The sequence below is a fragment of the Pseudomonas sp. ZS1P83 genome, from assembly GCF_054897825.1.
The window spans coordinates 5,545,376-5,563,375 of the sequence record NZ_CM142706.1 but is presented as its reverse complement, the minus strand read 5'-3'; the positions used below and the strand labels follow the sequence as shown (position 1 = coordinate 5,563,375).

Annotated in this window: 17 protein-coding genes; 6 read left to right on the top strand and 11 right to left on the bottom strand. The window is 59.6% G+C overall.

Translation table 11 applies throughout. The annotated features are described in order from the left end of the window. Positions 1 to 378 precede the first annotated feature (378 nt). Positions 379 to 762 (top strand): DUF6124 family protein, encoded by a 384-nt coding sequence (locus ACYZT0_RS26095; protein WP_462043622.1) that lies wholly within the window; start codon positions 379 to 381, stop codon positions 760 to 762. A gap of 210 nt (positions 763 to 972) precedes the next feature. On the opposite strand, the gene ACYZT0_RS26090 is transcribed toward ACYZT0_RS26095, so the two are convergent. The 3 genes from ACYZT0_RS26090 to ACYZT0_RS26080 form a co-directional block, all read right to left on the bottom strand. Next, the gene (locus ACYZT0_RS26090; protein ID WP_003213368.1) at positions 973 to 1,248 is read right to left on the bottom strand and encodes an HU family DNA-binding protein; all 276 of its coding nucleotides are present in this window, start codon (positions 1,246 to 1,248) and stop codon (positions 973 to 975) included. Positions 1,249 to 1,442: 194 nt separating this feature from the next. Then, positions 1,443 to 2,591 (bottom strand): NAD(P)/FAD-dependent oxidoreductase, encoded by a 1,149-nt coding sequence (locus tag ACYZT0_RS26085; protein ID WP_462043621.1) that lies wholly within the window; start codon positions 2,589 to 2,591, stop codon positions 1,443 to 1,445. Between the two features lie 21 nt (positions 2,592 to 2,612). Beyond that, a complete protein-coding gene (locus ACYZT0_RS26080) occupies positions 2,613 to 2,780 on the bottom strand; it encodes a rubredoxin (protein WP_462043620.1) in 168 nt (55 codons plus the stop codon). 201 nt (positions 2,781 to 2,981) lie between these two features. On the opposite strand from ACYZT0_RS26080, the gene ACYZT0_RS26075 reads away from it, so the two are divergent. Continuing rightward, positions 2,982 to 3,545, top strand: a complete 564-nt coding sequence (locus tag ACYZT0_RS26075; RefSeq protein WP_462043619.1) for a chorismate--pyruvate lyase family protein — start codon at positions 2,982 to 2,984, stop codon at positions 3,543 to 3,545. Further along, on the top strand, positions 3,545 to 4,435 hold the full coding sequence (gene ubiA / locus ACYZT0_RS26070; RefSeq protein ID WP_462043618.1) for a 4-hydroxybenzoate octaprenyltransferase: 891 nt from the start codon (positions 3,545 to 3,547) through the stop codon (positions 4,433 to 4,435). Before ACYZT0_RS26075 ends, ubiA begins: the two co-directional genes overlap by 1 nt. Before the next feature lie 98 nt (positions 4,436 to 4,533). On the opposite strand, the gene ACYZT0_RS26065 is transcribed toward ubiA, so the two are convergent. Further along, the gene (locus tag ACYZT0_RS26065; protein WP_462043617.1) at positions 4,534 to 4,917 is read right to left on the bottom strand and encodes a COG4315 family predicted lipoprotein; all 384 of its coding nucleotides are present in this window, start codon (positions 4,915 to 4,917) and stop codon (positions 4,534 to 4,536) included. A gap of 153 nt (positions 4,918 to 5,070) precedes the next feature. On the opposite strand from ACYZT0_RS26065, the gene phoB reads away from it, so the two are divergent. The 3 genes from phoB to ACYZT0_RS26050 all read left to right on the top strand — a co-directional run bounded on the left by phoB (position 5,071) and on the right by ACYZT0_RS26050 (position 8,586). Then, complete coding sequence (gene phoB / locus ACYZT0_RS26060; RefSeq protein WP_008150066.1) at positions 5,071 to 5,760, top strand: phosphate regulon transcriptional regulator PhoB; 690 nt, start codon at positions 5,071 to 5,073, stop codon at positions 5,758 to 5,760. A gap of 75 nt (positions 5,761 to 5,835) precedes the next feature. Then, the gene (gene phoR / locus ACYZT0_RS26055; RefSeq protein WP_462046637.1) at positions 5,836 to 7,122 is read left to right on the top strand and encodes a phosphate regulon sensor histidine kinase PhoR; all 1,287 of its coding nucleotides are present in this window, start codon (positions 5,836 to 5,838) and stop codon (positions 7,120 to 7,122) included. Between the two features lie 123 nt (positions 7,123 to 7,245). Then, complete coding sequence (locus ACYZT0_RS26050) at positions 7,246 to 8,586, top strand: hemolysin family protein (protein ID WP_462043616.1); 1,341 nt, start codon at positions 7,246 to 7,248, stop codon at positions 8,584 to 8,586. 61 nt (positions 8,587 to 8,647) lie between these two features. Here ACYZT0_RS26050 and ACYZT0_RS26045 read toward each other — a convergent pair whose 3' ends face one another. From ACYZT0_RS26045 to ACYZT0_RS26015, 7 genes are all read right to left on the bottom strand, one after another. Beyond that, on the bottom strand, positions 8,648 to 9,544 hold the full coding sequence (locus ACYZT0_RS26045) for a peptidoglycan DD-metalloendopeptidase family protein (protein ID WP_462043615.1): 897 nt from the start codon (positions 9,542 to 9,544) through the stop codon (positions 8,648 to 8,650). 200 nt (positions 9,545 to 9,744) lie between these two features. Continuing rightward, positions 9,745 to 10,692, bottom strand: a complete 948-nt coding sequence (locus ACYZT0_RS26040; protein WP_462043614.1) for a response regulator — start codon at positions 10,690 to 10,692, stop codon at positions 9,745 to 9,747. Between the two features lie 167 nt (positions 10,693 to 10,859). Then, positions 10,860 to 11,621, bottom strand: a complete 762-nt coding sequence (gene phoU, locus ACYZT0_RS26035) for a phosphate signaling complex protein PhoU (RefSeq protein ID WP_008150055.1) — start codon at positions 11,619 to 11,621, stop codon at positions 10,860 to 10,862. 72 nt (positions 11,622 to 11,693) lie between these two features. Beyond that, positions 11,694 to 12,527: a phosphate ABC transporter ATP-binding protein PstB gene (pstB, locus tag ACYZT0_RS26030; protein ID WP_462043613.1), complete on the bottom strand. Its 834-nt coding sequence runs from the start codon at positions 12,525 to 12,527 to the stop codon at positions 11,694 to 11,696. Positions 12,528 to 12,702: 175 nt separating this feature from the next. Further along, a complete protein-coding gene (gene pstA / locus ACYZT0_RS26025) occupies positions 12,703 to 14,373 on the bottom strand; it encodes a phosphate ABC transporter permease PstA (protein WP_462043612.1) in 1,671 nt (556 codons plus the stop codon). A 15-nt stretch (positions 14,374 to 14,388) separates the two neighbouring features. Then, entirely contained in the window at positions 14,389 to 16,422 is a 2,034-nt protein-coding gene (locus tag ACYZT0_RS26020) for an ABC transporter permease subunit (RefSeq protein ID WP_462046636.1), read from the bottom strand. Between the two features lie 472 nt (positions 16,423 to 16,894). Beyond that, on the bottom strand, positions 16,895 to 17,896 hold the full coding sequence (locus tag ACYZT0_RS26015) for a phosphate ABC transporter substrate-binding protein PstS (RefSeq protein ID WP_462043611.1): 1,002 nt from the start codon (positions 17,894 to 17,896) through the stop codon (positions 16,895 to 16,897). Positions 17,897 to 18,000 lie beyond the last annotated feature (104 nt).

Sequence of the window (18,000 nt, the reverse complement as noted above, 5' to 3'; positions counted from 1 at the left end):
GATATTTTCGGCAATTAAACACCGCGCGCCAGCGCTTGTTTAAAAACCCTCCGGGTTACTTCCTGCAAGCTACAACACCTTGCGCCGTTGCCTACAGCTACGCCAGAATCCGCCGGCTTGTGCGCCTTGGGGCTGGTCGGTACCTTGATTCGTGTCACTGAACCTCAGTGATCGGGTTTAGTCGCCCGCTGGAATTGAAGTAGCACGAGCGCCCGTCAAGCAGGCATTTCCTATCCTGCATTTGATGGTGGCTGTGCGTAGGGCACCTTCGGGTGCGCCGGCTTCTTCAATTCCCCGGTCCGACTAACCTGCGTACAGCTGCCACCCCTTCGTTTAGTCGGCGAAGTGTTGTCAGCATCACTTATGGAATTGAAGATCATGTTCAAGGTAACTCCAAACCCGCCGGACACCGACCCGGTCTCCCCCTACGAAAGCCTCGATTCAAACAAACTCAACGACGCCGCCGAACGCGCCCTCGACCATCACTTCCCGCCAGCCGAACCGAAGCCGCCGAAATTCAACGGCCAACTCTTCAGCGTCTGCCCCGACATCAACACTGAAACCCTGCTCGCCAACGCCTCGGAAGATCTACTTTCCATCAGCGCCATCGCCGCCGGCCTCGCCGACGATGTGGACGGCTCACGACGCTCCGTAGCCTTGGCGCTCAGCCGCATGGCCGACGGGGTGCATTTGTTGGTGGAGCGAGCGTTGGATCATCTGGATGAGCCGGAAATGGCAGCGATACTCGCCAAGCAGTCGTAAACCCTGAGTGCACGGTGAGCCTGACGCACCGCATTTTCTGATTTTACGACCGCTACGCAGCCGAACGCAGGCTTCGCCAGCTGCTACACGGATCGCGTCTTGGCTTGACTGATCGGCATTACCCTCGCCCCATAAAAAAATGGGCACCCAACCTCGTTGGCGTGCCCATTTTTTATCCCGCTCACCCGCCATGCGGGGTGTCGGTGCGTGTTACGGATTAACGCTGTCTTTCAACGATTTGCCCGGCTTGAACGCAACGGTGTTGCTGGCCTTGATCTTAACTGGCTCACCGGTTTGCGGGTTTTTGCCGGTGCGGGCACCGCGATGGCGTTGCAGGAAGGTACCGAAGCCCACCAGCGTGACGCTGTCCTTGCGGTGCAGAGCGCCGGTAATTTCTTCGAGAACGGCGTTAAGAACGCGGTTGGCCTGCTCTTTGGTGAGGTCTGCTTTTTCAGCAATTGCTGCGGCGAGTTCTGGTTTACGCATGTTAGTGAAGCCCCTTTGACGGTTTTTTGTTGTTATGTCCGTGCTGTTCTCGTTGGAACAGCGCCCAAAGCGCCGCAGGTGCTCTACTCTGCGGCAGACGAGAGTGAGAATGGCATGCACGGAAGACCCGCGCCAGTCTCGGCGCGACCTTTGTAGTGGCGAAAGAGGGGTGATTCCGACAGAACGACCGGTATTTACGCCAGCAGTGCCGGAAGCTCTTTGTTCAGGGCCAGTTTTTCCATCACCGCCGCGCCTGTCAGGGCATATCCCAGCAGTTTGCCGCTGGCATCGCGGCACAATACCTTGATGTCCGCGCCCTGCCCTTCGACAGTCCAGACGCCTTCGAAACCCCGTGGCGGTGGTGAAACCACCAATGGGCAGACCGGGGTTTTCACGGTGATGGGCATCGGGCCATAACTCACTGCCGTAGGGTTTCCGGCGAGGGTCTGTGCCAGGGCTCTCGCACAGCTCATGAGGGGCATCACGTACAACAGATTCAGCCCGTCGACTTCGGCGCAGTCGCCCAAGGCGTAGATATTGGCGTGGGAGGTTTTCAGGTGACGATCGACGACCACGCCGCGATTGACCTGCACACCGGCAGCGGCCGCCAGGTCGATGCGCGGACGCAGCCCAATAGCCGAAACCACCACGTCGCAAGGAATCACCTGACCGTCAGAGAGATGTGCTTCCAGGCCGTCAGCCACGCGCTGCAAGCGGTTGAGCACCGGTCCGAGGTGGAAGCATGCGCCGAGGCTTTCCAGCCCGGCCTGGACCGCAGCGGCCGCCGCCGGGTGCAGCAGGGTCGGCATGACTTGCTCGCACGGTGCAACTAATTGCACCTCGTAGCCGCCGAGGATCAGGTCGTTGGCGAACTCGCAGCCGATCAGACCGGCGCCGAGCAGCAACACCCGACGTTTGCCGGCCGCCGCTGCGCGAAAGCGTGCGTAATCTTCCAGGTCGTTGATCGGGAAAACGGCGTCAGCCGCATCGCCTTCGATCGGCACCCGCACGGTTTCCGCGCCCCAGGCGAGGATCAGGTCACGGTAAATCACCGATTCCTCACCGATCCACAAGCGCTTGTGGCCCGGATCAATGCCGCTGATGCGCGTGTGCGTGCGCACTTCGGCCTTCAACTGCTCGGCCATGGCGCCCGGTTCGGCCATGCTCAGGCCATCAGCGTCCTTGTTTTTGCTGAAGCCGGTGGAGAGCATCGGCTTGGAGTAGGAGCGCCCGTCATCTGCAGTGATCAGCAGCAGCGGGGTTTCGCCATCGAGTTTGCGAAACTCCCGGGCCAGGTTGTAGCCAGCCAGCCCGGTGCCGACGATCACGACAGGTGCGTTCATTCCCTACTCCTCTAAAACGTCTTAGTTGATTTCGATCATTTCGAAATCCATCTTGCCCACGCCGCAGTCCGGGCACAGCCAGTCTTGCGGCACGTCCTGCCACAGAGTGCCCGGCGAAATGCCGTCATCCGGCCAGCCGTCGGCTTCGTTATAAATCAGGCCGCAGACCACACATTGCCACTTTTTCATTCACATACATCCTCAGGATTCAGGCTTTTGCCGGCGCGAACGGTCAATGGTTGGAGCACTGCCGTCCGGCTCAGGGGCGTTTTGTACTGATCGGGCCCGGCAGATGCAAGCCTGTTCGACGCGACGGCTGGCCGGATCAATCAAAATCGCCGGCTGACATGGTAAGCTCGCCGCCTCATTTGCTGCCAATAATGACTCACTGTGCCGCACTCAAAATCCCCCACCGCGACCCCGCTCTGGCTCCCTGAAAGCCAACTGACGCCCCTCCCCGACACGTCTACCCTCGACTGGCTGTTCGACGAAGGCTCTCTGACCCGACGGTTGATCCGTTTGTCGAATGACGGCTTCAGCGTCACACCACTCTTCGAAGGCTGGCAGCCCCTGCGCGCCGACGAATGTGCTGCGCTGGAGCTGGCCGAAGGCAGCGAGGGCTGGGTTCGCGAGGTGTATCTGCGCGGCCACGGCGAGGCTTGGGTGTTTGCACGCAGCGTGGCGGCGCGCAGTGCGTTGCAGGGCGACGGTTTGCACATGGACGAATTGGGCAGCCGCTCCCTGGGCGAATTGCTGTTTTGCGATCAAGCATTCCAGCGCCGCGCTATCGAGGTTTGTCATTATCCTCAACAGTGGCTGCCGATGGAGTGCCGGGCACCTGAACTGTGGGGTCGACGCTCGCGTTTCGACCGTGGCGCCTTGAGTGTGCTGGTGGCCGAAATTTTCTTGCCGACCCTGTGGAACGCCACCCGCGCCCATCCGGAGAATTGCTGATGTACCAGAGCCTGCTCAAGTCCCTGAATCGCTTGAATCCACGGGCCTGGGATTTCGTTCAGCTGACTCGAATGGACAAGCCGATCGGCATTTATCTGCTGCTGTGGCCAACCCTGTGGGCACTGTGGATTGCCGGTAAAGGTTCACCGTCATTGGCCAACATCGTGATTTTCGTCCTTGGCGTGGTGCTGACCCGCGCCGGCGGCTGCGTAATCAATGACTGGGCGGACCGCAAAGTCGACGGCCACGTGAAGCGCACCGAACAGCGGCCATTGGTGAGTGGCAAGATCAGTTCCAAAGAAGCCCTGGTGTTCTTCGCGTTGCTGATGGGCGTGAGTTTCCTGCTGGTGCTCTGCACCAATGCCACGACGGTCTGGCTGTCGTTCGGTGGTTTGGCGCTGGCCTTCACGTACCCGTTCATGAAGCGCTACACCTATTACCCGCAAGTGGTGCTGGGCGCGGCGTTCTCCTGGGGCATGCCAATGGCGTTCACCGCCGAGACCGGTGAACTGCCAGCGGCGGCGTGGTTGCTGTGGATCGCCAACCTGCTGTGGACGGTGGGCTACGACACCTATTACGCCATGACCGACCGCGACGACGACCTGAAGATCGGCGTGAAATCCACGGCGATTCTGTTTGGCGAAGCGGACCGGGTGATCATCCTGACCCTACAAGGGCTGGCGCTGGGTTGCCTGCTGCTGGCCGGGTCGAAATTCGAGCTCGGCGGCTGGTTTCACTTGGGATTGCTGGCGGCGGCGGGCTGTTTTGCGTGGGAGTTCTGGTACACCCGCGGCAAGGACCGGGTGCGTTGCTTCAAGGCGTTTCTGCACAACCACTGGGCCGGGTTGGCGATTTTCGTGGGGATTGTGCTGGATTACGCGCTGCGCTGAGGTTATGAAGCGAAAAGATCGCAGCCCGCGACAGCTCCTAATGTTTACATCCTGGAGCTGCCGCAGGTTGCGATCTTTTTACGGCTTCAGCGAATCACTTACTTATGCTCACGCATCACGTGCCACACGGCTTTCATGCCGTCACCTTTCATTTCTCCAGGTTTTTCGTCCTTCATGAACGTGTACAGCGGCTTGCCGTCGTAAGCGTATTGCATCTTGCCGTCATCACGCTTAATGACGCTCCATTCGCCTTCGGCCTTGGCACCCGCCGGAGCCATCATTGGCGGCCAGTTCTTGGCACAATCATCGTTACACATTGACTTGCCGCCAGCATCCTTGTCGAACGTGTACACCGTCATACCCTTATGATCGACCATCATCCCGTCTTTCATCATTGCTGGCTCAGCCGCGAAGGCCATCGATGGCAACGCCAAGGCAGCGGTCAGCATCAGAGCCTTGATGGATTGCGAGTATTGCTTCATGGAAACCTTCCTTTTGTGGTTGTCAGGATTCGGAATTAGAGCTTAGTTCAGGATCACAACAATCGCAGGGCGACTAAAATACTGTCACACGACTGCAATAATTCCGTTATCTAATGCGGCGCAAGACAGTTAAATGACAAGAGGATTAAAGGCATGGTTGGCAGGAGCATTCTGATCGTCGACGACGAAGCGCCCATTCGCGAGATGATCGCCGTTGCGTTGGAAATGGCCGGCTATGACTGCCTGGAGGCTGAGAACTCCCAGCAGGCCCACGCCATCATCGTTGACCGCAAGCCGGACCTGATCCTGCTCGACTGGATGCTGCCCGGCACTTCAGGCATCGAGTTGGCCCGGCGCCTCAAGCGCGATGAGCTGACCGGGGACATCCCGATCATCATGCTCACCGCCAAAGGCGAAGAGGACAACAAGATCCAGGGCCTGGAAGTGGGTGCCGATGACTACATCACCAAGCCATTTTCCCCACGTGAGCTCGTTGCGCGCCTCAAGGCCGTGCTGCGCCGTGCCGGTCCTACCGATGGCGAGACGCCGATCGAAGTCGGCGGCCTGCTGCTGGACCCGATCAGCCACCGCGTGACCATCGACGGCAAACCCGCCGAGATGGGCCCGACCGAATACCGCCTGCTGCAGTTCTTCATGACCCACCAGGAGCGCGCCTACACCCGTGGCCAGTTGCTGGACCAGGTCTGGGGCGGCAACGTCTATGTCGAAGAGCGCACCGTCGACGTGCACATCCGTCGTCTGCGCAAAGCCCTCGGCGACGCCTACGAAAATCTGGTACAAACCGTGCGCGGCACCGGCTACCGGTTTTCCACCAAGGCCTGAGCAGACCGCCAGACTCGCTGACAAGGACGCATATTTTCCGTGAACCAAAACTGGCATGGCATCCTGATTCGCCACATGCTGTTGCTGGTCACCACCTGCCTGGTGATCGGCCTGATTTCCGGCTACTACGGCTGGAGCCTCGTTGCGGGCCTGGGCCTTTACCTTGCCTGGACGCTCAAGCAACTGCTGCGTCTGCACGAGTGGCTGCGCCTGCACAAATCCGATGAAGCACCGCCCGATGGCTATGGCCTGTGGGGCGAAGTGTTCGACAGCATCTACCACCTGCAACGCCGCGACCAACGGGTGCGCGGACGCCTGCAAGCGGTGATCGACCGGGTCCAGGAATCCACCGCCGCGCTGAAAGACGCGGTAATCATGCTCGACAGCGACGGCAACCTGGAATGGTGGAACCGCGCCGCCGAAACCCTGCTCGGCCTCAAGACGCCGCAAGACAGCGGTCAGCCGGTGACCAACCTCGTACGCCATCCGAGCTTCAAAGAATACTTCGAGCAAAACAACTACGCCGAGCCGCTGGAAATCCCGTCGCCGACCAATGATCGCCTGCGCATTCAGCTGTACATCACCCGCTACGGTAACAACGAACACTTGATGCTGGTGCGCGACGTGACACGTATCCATCAGCTGGAACAGATGCGCAAAGACTTCATCGCCAACGTCTCCCATGAACTGCGCACACCGTTGACGGTGATCTGCGGTTACCTGGAAACCCTGCTCGACAACGTCGAGGAAGTGAACCCGCGCTGGACCCGTGCCTTGCAACAGATGCAGCAGCAAGGCGGACGCATGCAAACCTTGCTCAACGATTTGCTGCTGTTGGCCAAACTGGAAGCCACCGATTACCCGTCGGACAACCAGCCGGTGGCCATCGACGGCTTGCTGCAATCAATCAAGAGTGATGCTCAGCAGTTGTCTGCTCAGCGCAATCAGCAGATCACGCTGGAAGCCGATCCAACGATTCTGCTCAAGGGCAGCGAAGCCGAATTGCGCAGCGCGTTTTCCAATCTGGTGTTCAACGCGGTGAAATACACCCCGGCCGAAGGCAATATCCGCATTCGCTGGTGGGGTGACGAGCAAGGCGCACACCTGAGCGTGCAGGACTCCGGCATCGGCATCGACAGCAAACACCTGCCGCGCCTGACCGAACGCTTCTACCGCGTCGATTCCAGCCGCAACTCCAACACTGGCGGCACCGGGCTTGGGCTGGCGATTGTCAAACACGTGCTGCTGCGCCACCGCGCGCGGATGGAAATCAGCAGTGTGCCGGGCCACGGCAGCACCTTTACCTGCCACTTTTCGCCAGCCCAAGTCACAAAATCCCGAGTCATCAGCGCCACCGACTGATACCGGCCAGCACTCACCACTAGGCAATCGCCCGGTCAGCCGCTACATTGGCTGACTTGCGCCTGCCCTTCAGGCGCACTTTTTTCTTACCTTTCGAATACACGGAACCCGCAAAACTCCATCATGGACCCTTCCCCTGGCTTGACCCTCGCGACACTCTTCGCCGATTTCGGCATGATTCTTTTTGCTCTGATCCTGGTATTGCTCAACGGCTTTTTCGTTGCGGCAGAATTTGCCATGGTCAAATTGCGCTCGACCCGGGTCGAAGCCATCGCTGAAAAAAACGGCTGGCGCGGACACATCCTGCGCACCGTTCACAGTCAGCTCGATGCTTACCTTTCGGCCTGCCAATTGGGTATCACTCTCGCCTCACTTGGCCTCGGCTGGGTCGGTGAACCGGCGTTTGCGCACATCCTCGAACCGCTGCTTGAAGCGGTCGGCGTGCAGTCGGCCGAAGTGATCAAAGGCGTGTCGTTTTTCGCCGCGTTCTTCGTCATCTCGTACCTGCACATTGTGGTGGGTGAGCTGGCTCCGAAATCCTGGGCCATCCGCAAACCTGAACTGTTGTCTCTCTGGACGGCAGTGCCGCTGTACCTGTTCTACTGGGCGATGTACCCGGCGATTTACCTGCTCAACGCCAGCGCCAACACGATTCTGCGGATCGCCGGCCAAGGTGAACCCGGCCCACATCACGAACACCATTACAGCCGTGAAGAACTGAAACTGATCCTGCACTCCAGCCGTGGCCAGGACCCAAGCGACCAAGGCATGCGCGTATTGGCCTCGGCGGTGGAAATGGGCGAGCTGGAAGTGGTCGACTGGGCCAATTCCCGGGAAGACCTGGTGACGCTGGAGTTCAACGCGCCGCTGAAGGAAATCCTGGCAATGTTCCGTCGCCACAAGTTCAGCCGCTATCCGGTGTACGACAGCGATAGCCAGGAGTTTGTCGGCCTGCTGCACATCAAGGATCTGCTGCTGGAACTGGCGGCCCTGGACCACATTCCCGAGTCGTTCAACCTCGCCGAACTGACCCGTCCGCTGGAGCGCGTCTCTCGTCACATGCCGCTGTCGCAGCTGCTGGAACAGTTTCGCAAGGGCGGCTCGCACTTCGCCCTGGTTGAAGAAGCTGACGGCAACATCATCGGCTACCTGACCATGGAAGACGTGCTGGAAGTGCTGGTCGGCGATATTCAGGACGAACACCGCAAGGCTGAGCGCGGAATCCTCGCGTACCAGCCGGGCAAGCTGCTGGTGCGTGGGGATACGCCGCTGTTCAAGGTCGAACGTCTGCTGGGCATCGACCTGGACCACATCGAAGCCGAAACCCTCGCCGGGCTGGTCTACGAAACCCTGAAACGGGTGCCCGAAGAGGAAGAAGTGCTGGAAGTCGAAGGCTTGCGCATCATCATCAAGAAAATGAAAGGGCCGAAGATTATTCTGGCCAAGGTGTTGATGCTCGATTAAGTGCAACACGTGTGGTCAGCGGGCTTTTGTGGCCTCGCCACAGTTGGTGATATCCAACACCTCACTGCTTGCCCAACGCAAAGTTGGGCAACGCGCCAACCGGTTGATTGAACTGGTACGGAATCGACACCAGCCCCAACCCGGTATTGCGCTGCACCACGAAATGCAGGTGCGGCCCACTGCTGTTGCCGGTATTGCCCGACAGCGCCAACGCACTGCCTACCGACACCCGTTGCCCCTCGCGAACGCTCACCGAACCTTGCTTGAGGTGCAGGTACACGCCCATGGTTCCGTCATCGTGCAGCACTCGCACGAAATTGCCCGACGGATCGGTGCCGCGCCCGGTCTGGGCATTCTCGGTTTTCACCACCACCCCGCCTCGCGCCGCAATGATCGGCGTGCCCTCGGGCATGGCGATGTCCATGGCGTAGCGATTCTTTGGACCGAAGTGGCTGTATTGACCGTTGGCGCCCTGACTCAGTCGAAACGGCCCGCCACGCCAGGGTAGCGGGTATCGATAGGCCATGGCGGCGCCTGAGGGATCACCCAGGGAGTATTCAAATTTTGGGGTATACGCGAGCGCCCTTTCGGGCTGCGTGGCCGTGAGCAGCGCCAGACGAATACTGCTGCGTGCCGGCATCACCCGGCGAATCGGTCGGCTCGGCGCACCGCTGACGTTCTTCAACCCGCCGAAGCTCAACTCGATCTCTACCGGCGCATACAGGTCATTGCGCACGTAAACACTGTCCACGCCCTTCTTCTTCGTGATGACGAGATACACCTGACGCTCAAGATTCTCAACCATGCGATCACGAAAAACGAACACCTTGGAGCCTGTCGTGGGGCGGTCGCTGTAGGAGACCACGCCATTGGCGTCGGTGGACTTGTAGATCGTCATGGCCATCGCTGAGGTGGATGCCATGAAAAGACCACAGAAAAACAGCAGGCGCGCGAGCATGGGCAAGATTCTGTCGAGTAAGGCCTGGGTAGGAGCCTAGCAGCTGCAATGGACCCGGGTAGTCGGCAGATGTTTCAAATGATCGTTCCCACGCTCTGCGTGGGAATGCAGCAAGGGACGCTCTGCGTCCCACCGAAGCGGACGCGGAGCGTCCGAGGAGGCATTCCCACGCGGAGCGTGGGAACGATCAGCGGTACAAATTACGCGCCGGGAACGAAATGCTTCTGCGCCGTGCCGCGAGCAATCAGGCGGGAGATGTAGTCGAGCTTCTGTGCATCCTGATCGACAAAGCGGAAGGTCAGTTGCAGCCAGTCGCTGTCGGGCTTCGGCTCGTGGGCGACGATGGCGTGCAGGTAACCGTTCAGACGAGCGGTTTCGGCGTTGTCGCCCTGCTCCAGGTCGAGCACGGCGCTGTCGAGCACTTGCGGCAGGGAATCGGTGCGTTTCACCACCAGCAGTGCTTCCTTGAGACTCAAGGCCTTGATCACACATTGCTGAATGCCGTTCGGCAGGCGCAGTTGGCCCTGGCCACGACCGCCAGTGGGTGCTGCAGAGGACGCTGCAGGCTTGATCGGCGGGCTGTTGAGCAGACCGCGAGACGGAGCAGCCGCCGGGGCTGACGCGGCGGCGACAGGTTTGGCGAACGGGTTGACCGCCGCTGCGGGTGCGACGACGGCAGCCTTGCCACCCGTCAAGGCGCTCAGGGAATCGTTGCCGAACGCCGAGTTCATTTTGGTCGGCGCGCTGTTCATCAAGGTGTCGAGCTTGCCGACCTTGTTCAGGGCCTGCTTGACCTTGGTCAGCAGTTGCTCGTTGGTGAACGGCTTACTGACGTAGCCGGAAACCCCGGCCTGGATCGCCTGGACCACATTTTCTTTATCGCCCCGGCTAGTCACCATCACGAACGGCATGGTCTTGAGGTTGTCCTGCTCGCGGCACCAGGTCAGCAGCTCCAGGCCGGACATTTCCGGCATTTCCCAGTCGCACAGGACCAGGTCGAAAGCTTCACGCGCCAGAATCGCCTGAGCCTTCTTGCCGTTGACCGCGTCTTCGATTCGGATCCCCGGGAAGTAGTTGCGCAAACACTTCTTCACCAGGTCACGAATGAACGACGCGTCGTCCACGACCAATACACTGACCTTACTCATCCATCACCTCTTTAAAAAATCCCGGCAAGCATACCGCTTTGCTGATGGCACATTGCCAAAAACCTTCAGTCACGCCGGGACTTTTCGTTCGCGGGTGCTGCTTTCGAATTCATAAACCAAAAACAAAAACGCCCGGCCAGAAGGCCGGGCGCTTTTCTCAGGCAATCTTACTTATCGTCAGCTTTACCCGGAACATTAGCGGTTTCGCCACTTGTGCCTTCAACTTCTTCCTTCATGCGCTTGAGACCCAAGTGACGCACGTCGGTGCCACGCACCAGGTAAATCACCAACTCCGAGATATTGCGCGCATGGTCGCCGATCCGTTCCAGCGAACGCAGGACCCAGATAATGCTCAAGACCCGCGAGATAGAGCGCGGGTCTTCCATCATGTAGGTGGCCAGCTCGCGCAGCGCGGTTTTGTATTCGCGGTCGATGATCTTGTCGTACTGCGCCACCGACAACGCCAGGTCGGCGTCGAAGCGGGCAAAAGCGTCCAGCGCATCACGAACCATGTTGCGGACCTGGTCGCCAATATGGCGAACCTCAACGTAGCCGCGTGGGGCTTCGCCTTCTTCGCACAGCTGGATGGCGCGACGGGCGATTTTGGTCGCTTCATCGCCAATTCGTTCCAGGTCGATCACCGACTTGGAGATGCTGATGATCAGACGCAGGTCGGACGCCGCAGGCTGTCGACGGGCCAGAATGCGCAGGCACTCTTCGTCGATGTTGCGTTCCATCTGGTTGATCTGGTCGTCGATCTCGCGAACCTGCTGGGCCAGACCGGAGTCGGCCTCGATCAGCGCGGTCACCGCGTCGTTGACCTGCTTTTCCACCAGCCCGCCCATGGCCAGGAGGTGGCTGCGCACTTCCTCGAGCTCGGCGTTGAACTGCGCGGAAATGTGGTGAGTAAGGCCTTCTTTGCTAATCATTTTGGCGTCCTTGGAGCGTCCGGTAAGGTGCGGTGGACCGCAGCGTCAGTTCAGTGAGCAACCAACCGCTTGCTAGCCGTAGCGACCAGTGATGTAGTCTTCGGTCTGCTTCTTCGCCGGATTGGTGAACAGGGTGTCGGTGTCGCCGAATTCAACCAGTTTGCCCATGTACATGAACGCCGTGTAGTCGGAAACCCGCGCGGCCTGTTGCATGTTGTGGGTCACGATGACGATGGTGAACTTCGATTTCAGCTCGTAGATAAGCTCTTCGACTTTCAGCGTGGAGATCGGGTCGAGTGCCGAGCACGGTTCGTCGAGCAGCAGCACTTCTGGCTCCACGGCGATGGTCCGAGCGATCACTAGACGTTGTTGCTGACCACCGGACAGGCCGAGTGCCGATTCATGCAGACGGTCTTTGACTTCGTCCCACAGCGCCGCGCCTTTCAACGCCCACTCGACGGCTTCGTCGAGGATGCGCTTCTTGTTGATGCCTTGAATGCGCAGGCCGTAGACCACGTTCTCGTAGATGGTTTTCGGGAACGGATTCGGCTTCTGGAACACCATGCCAACGCGACGACGCAGCTCGGCCACGTCTTCGCCCTTACGGTAGATGTTGTTGCCGTAGAGGTTGATCGCGCCTTCGACACGGCAGCCATCCACCAGGTCGTTCATGCGGTTGAACGTACGCAGCAGCGTGGACTTGCCGCAGCCGGACGGGCCGATGAAGGCGGTCACGCGCTGTTTCGGGATGTTCAAGCTGACGTCGTACAGCGCTTGTTTGTCGCCGTAGAACAGGCTCAGGCCTGGCACTTCGATGGCGACGGTTTCCTGCTCGAGGCTCAAGCTCTGTTTGTCGCGGCCCAGGGCAGACATGTTGATGCCGTGGGTGTGTGCTTCGTGCTGCATGGGAGGCTCCCTGTGCTAACAAATTCGGTTCGGTTGGCCGCAGGCGTTGACCTGCGGTTACGCAATTCTTTGTAGGAGCGAGGCTTGCCCGCGAAGGCGTCGGCACATTCAAAATAATGATGCGACTGACAGACCGCTTTCGCGAGCAAGCTTCGCTCCTACAGGGGTAGCGGTATTAGCTGTCCAAAGCTTTGTATTTTTCGCGCAGGTGGTTTCGGATGTATACGGCTGACAGGTTGAGCGTGGCGATCACCAGCACCAGCAGCAGCGCCGTGGCGTACACCAGCGGCCGCGCGGCTTCGACGTTCGGGCTCTGGAAGCCGACGTCATAAATATGGAAGCCCAAGTGCATGATCTTCTGATCGAGGTGAAGGTACGGGTAGTTACCGTCCAGTGGCAGCGACGGTGCCAGTTTCACCACACCCACCAGCATCAGCGGCGCCACTTCACCGGCGGCGCGAGCCACGGCGAGGATCATGCCGGTCATCATCGCCGGGCTGGCCATCGGCAGCACAATCTTCCACAAGGTTTCCGCCTTGGTCGCGCCGAGGGCCAACGAGCCTTCACGTACGGTGCGAGGAATCCGCGCCAGACCTTCTTCGGTGGCCACGATCACCACTGGCACCGCCAGCAGCGCCAAGGTCAGGGACGCCCAGAGCAGACCCGGCGTACCGAAGGTCGGTGCCGGCAGTGCTTCAGGGAAGAACAACCGGTCAACCGAACCGCCCAGCACATAGACGAAGAAGCCCAGACCGAACACGCCGTAAACAATGGCTGGAACGCCGGCCAGGTTGTTCACGGCGATGCGGATAATCCGGGTCAAAACGTTCTGCTTGGCATACTCACGCAGGTAAACTGCCGCCAGCACGCCGAACGGCGTCACGATCATCGCCATGATCAGGGTCATCATCACCGTGCCGAAAATCGCCGGGAAGATCCCGCCTTCGGTGTTCGCTTCACGCGGGTCGTCGCTGAGGAATTCCCACATTTTGCTGAAGTAGAAACCGATCTTGGTGAAGGTGCCCATCGCGTTCGGCTGATAAGCGTGAACCACTTTACCGATACCGATTTCAATCTCTTTGCCGTTCGCATCGCGGGCCGTCAGGCTGTCGCGGTTGAACTGGGCGTGCAGGTCGTTCAGGCGGACTTCGACGCCTTGATAACGAGCGTTGAGCTCGGCGCGCTCGGATTCCATGTCCGCTTGTGCGGTGGCATCGAGTTGGCCAGCCAGTTCCAGTTTGCGGCCGTGCAGACGGACGCGCTCAAGACCCGCATTGATCGCGCCGATGTCGGTTTTTTCCAGGTTCTTGAGCTGTGCCGCGAGTTTGTTGACGCGATCGACACGGGCCTGCAACTCAGGCCACGCAGCTTCGCCTTCAGCGATGACCTTGCCATCCTGTTTGACGTTGACCAGGTACCCGTAGAAATTGCCCCACTCGCGACGCTCAATGGCCATCAGCTCGGGCGGGGTCTTCTGGTTGGTCAGCCACTCGCCGACGATCCAAGTGAAGTCGTTGCCGTTCAGGTCACGGTTGCCGACCTTGATCAGCTCCCGGGTCATGAACTCCGGGCCCTGATCAGGTACCGGCAGGCCAGCGCTTTTCAGGCGCTCGCGCGGCACTTCTTCTTTCTGCACCACTTCGCCGATGACGAGGTGGTTAGCCTGGCCCGGCACGTCGTAACTGGCGTGCACCAGGTCTGCCGGCCAGAAGTGGCCCAAACCGCGCACGGCAATCACTGCCAGCAAGCCAATGGTCATGATGACCGCGATGGACACCGCGCCACCGCTGATCCAGACGCCGGGGGCGCCGCTCTTGAACCATCCATTCAGGGAGTTCTGTTTCACAGACTTCTACCTTTCTTAAAGCGACGAGTATTTCTTGCGCAGACGCTGACGAATCAGTTCTGCGAGGGTGTTCATGACGAAGGTGAACAGCAGCAGCACCATCGCCGAGAGGAATAGCACGCGGTAGTGGCTGCCGCCGACTTCCGATTCGGGCATTTCCACTGCGACGTTGGCGGCCAGGGTGCGCAGGCCTTCGAACAGGTTCATTTCCATGACCGGGGTGTTACCGGTGGCCATCAGCACGATCATGGTTTCACCGACCGCACGGCCCATGCCGATCATCAGCGCCGAGAAGATGCCTGGGCTGGCGGTGAGGATCACCACGCGCGTCATGGTCTGCCACGGCGTGGCACCGAGGGCCAGGGAACCGAGGGTCAAACCGCGAGGCACGCTGAACACGGCGTCTTCGGCAATGGAGTAGATGTTCGGGATCACCGCGAAGCCCATGGCCAGACCGACCACCAGAGCGTTGCGCTGGTCGTAGGTGATGCCCAGGTCGTGGGAGATCCACATGCGCATGTCGCCGCCGAAGAACCAGGTTTCCATGTACGGGCTCATGTACAGCGACAGCCAGCCCACGAACAGGATCACCGGAATCAGAATCGCGCTTTCCCAACCGTCCGGCACTTTCAGGCGGATGGACTCAGGCAGGCGGCTGAAGACAAAACCGGCGACCAGAATGCCGATTGGCAAGAGCATCAGCAGGCTGAAGATGCCCGGCAAATGCCCTTCTACATAAGGTGCGAGGAACAGGCCGGCGAAGAAACCGAGGATCACCGTCGGCATTGCTTCCATCAACTCGATCACTGGTTTGACCTTGCGGCGCATACCCGGGGCCATGAAGTACGCGGTGTAAATCGCAGCGGCGACGGCCAGTGGTGCGGCCAGCAGCATGGCGTAGAACGCGGCTTTCAACGTACCGAAAGTCAGCGGCGACAGGCTCAGCTTGGGTTCGAAGTCGGTGTTGGCGGCGGTCGACTGCCAGACGTATTTAGGCTCGTCGTAGTTCTCGTACCAGACCTTGCTCCACAACGCGCTCCAGGAAACTTCCGGGTGCGGGTTGTCGAGCAGCAGCGGTTGAATCTTGCCGCCCGCCTCCACGATCACCCGGTTGGCCCGTGGCGACAGGCCGAAAACACCCTGGCCATCGACCACCTGATCCACCAGCAAGGTGCGGTGGGCGGTGCTGTGGAACACGCCAAGCTTGCCGGAGGCGTCGAGGGCGATAAAGCCTTTGCGACGCTCTTCGGCGGTGATTTCAACGATCGGCGTGGTGCCCATCTGGAAGGTACGGATCTGCTTCAGACGCAGTTCGCCATCGTGGTCGCGGGCCATGAACCATTGAGCCAGACCACCTTTGGAGTCGCCGAGGATCAGCGAGATACCGCCCACCAGTTGAGTACTGGCAGTGATTTGCGCTTCGCCGTCTTCAAGCAGTTTGTAGCGACCGTTGAGGCTCTTGTCGCGCAGGCTGAACACGTCGGCCTGGGCGCGACCGTTAATCACGTACAACCATTGCTGGCGCGGGTCGACAAAGATGTTCTTCACCGGCTCGGTCATCTGCGGCAGATCGATGCGCTTCTGCTCGTTGGTGACTTCGCCGGTCATCATGTTTTCTTCGCTGGTCAGCGACAAGACATTGAGTTGCGAACCGGTGGAACCGACCAGCATCAGCGTCGTATCGGTAGCGTTGAGGCTGACGTGCTCCAGCGCCCCGCCCGCCTCGTTCAGCGCAATCGGCGTTTCGCCGTACGGATACTCGACGGCCGGCGAGATGGTTTTCTTGCCATCCGGGTAGCTGACTTTATAGGTGTGACGGAATACCAGTGCCTGGCCGTTGGACAGACCTACCGCCACCAGCGGATGGCCCGGCTGGTCTTCGCCAATGGAGGTCACGGTGGTGCCGGCCGGGATCGGCAGATCGACGCGCTTGAGTTCAGCGCCACTGTCGATGTCGAAGAACAGCGCCTGGCCCTTGTCGGAAACCCGCATGGCGACCTGGTTCTGCTCTTCCAGGGAGATCATCAACGGCTTGCCGGCGTCTTGCATCCAGGCGGGCGTGATGGCGTCCTGGGCGGTCAGGTCGGCGCCCTGAAACAGGGGCGCGACAACGTAAGCGAGGAAGAAGAAGATCAGCGTGATCGCGCCGAGAACGGCGAGGCCGCCAACGAGGACGTACCAGCGGGTCAGGCGATCTTTGAGCGCGCGGATGCGGCGCTTGCGTTGCAGCTCAGGCGTATTGAAATCAATTCGCTTGGGGGGATTAGTAGTCATGGTGGAATTGGCCAGATCATTCATGCGCACACCCTAGCGGTCCTATATGACAGAAAGATGACAATGCAGTGACGCAACAAATCCGCCGCCAGCGGGAACTGGCAGCGGACCGAAAATTTGGGGGGCCGGCTTGCTTAGGAAGCAAGCCTTGACCTTGTAGGAGCAAGGCTTGCCCACGATGGGAGCGCCACGGTTTCAAAGGTGAAACGCGGCGCCCTCATCGCGAGCAAGCTCGGCTCCTACGGTTTTACTTTTTTACGACTTCAGCGCCGCCTTCCGCCAGACCCAGGTCAGCCAGTGCTTTTGCAGCAACCTTGGCCGGCAGTGGGATGTAGCCGTCTTTCACTACAACTTCCTGGCCCTGTTTGGACAGAACCAGTTTCACGAACTCGGCTTCCAGCGGGGCCAGAGGCTTGTTCGGGGCTTTGTTGACGTAAACGTAGAGGAAACGCGACAGCGGGTATTTGCCGTTCAGTGCATTTTCTTCGGTGTCTTCGATGAACTCAGTGCTGCCCTTCTTGGACAGAGCCACAGTCTTCACGCTAGCGGTCTTGTAGCCGATGCCCGAGTAACCGATGCCGTTCAGCGAGGAGCTGATCGACTGCACGACCGAAGCCGAGCCTGGTTGTTCGTTGACGTTTGGCTTGTAGTCGCCTTTGCACAGGGCTTCTTCTTTGAAGTAACCATAAGTGCCGGACACCGAGTTACGACCGAACAGCTGAACTGGCTTGTTGGCCAGGTCGCCGGTCACGCCCAGGTCACCCCAGGTTTTGACTTCAGTCTTAGCGCCGCACAGACGAGTGGACGAGAAGATCGCGTCGACTTGTTCCATGGTCAGGTGCTGGATCGGGTTGTCTTTGTGTACGAAGACAGCCAAAGCGTCCACTGCAACCGGGATTGCGGTTGGCTTGTAACCGTACTTCTGCTCGAAGGCAGCCAGTTCGGTGTCCTTCATCTTGCGGCTCATCGGGCCCAGGTTAGAGGTACCTTCAGTCAGCGCAGGTGGCGCAGTGGCGGAGCCAGCGGCCTGAATCTGAATGTTTACGTTCGGGTATTCTTTTTTGTAGTTCTCAGCCCACAGGGTCATGAGGTTGGCCAGGGTATCGGAGCCGACGCTGGACAGGTTGCCCGACACACCAGTGGTCTTGGTGTAGCTCGGGATCGACGGGTCAACAGCGGCAACCGCGTTGGCAGTCGCAACGCCAGCAGCGACAAAAGTCATTGCCGCCATCAAACGCTTCAGTTTCATGCCTTACTCCTAGCAGATAGGGTGTGTTAAGTCGGGGCCAAGTATCAGCAGGCCGTGTGAACACTCTATGGCTGAAATATGACAATTAGATGAAAGGCCAGCAT